The sequence below is a fragment of the Shewanella sp. AS16 genome (assembly GCF_021412365.1).
GTDB lineage: Bacteria > Pseudomonadota > Gammaproteobacteria > Enterobacterales > Shewanellaceae > Shewanella > Shewanella salipaludis.
This window is the reverse complement of sequence record NZ_JAKCLK010000491.1, coordinates 1-258: the sequence shown is the minus strand read 5'-3', so window position 1 is coordinate 258 and position 258 is coordinate 1. Positions and strand designations below refer to the sequence as shown.

Here is a 258-nt window from a genome sequence, read left to right as displayed (position 1 = left end):
CAGACATCATGTAATTAAATACTATCAGCTTTCCAAATTGTTAAAGAACTATGCTAACCGGCTGGCGGCGCATGTCGCTCTACCCATCCGAAGACAGGCTAAACAAGCAATCTGTGTGAACACTCAACAAACATCGAGTTAGTCGTATAGGTAAGGAGGTGATCCAGCCCCAGGTTCCCCTAGGGCTACCTTGTTACGACTTCACCCCAGTCATGAACCACAAAGTGGTGAGCGCTCTCCCGAAGGTTAAGCTACCCA

The 258-nt window shown here is 48.1% G+C and carries 1 rRNA gene; it reads right to left on the bottom strand.

Features of this window, described 5'->3' with window-relative positions:
* Positions 1-151: 151 nt before the first annotated feature.
* A 16S ribosomal RNA gene (locus LZP73_RS21230) occupies positions 152-258 on the bottom strand; the annotation flags it as partial.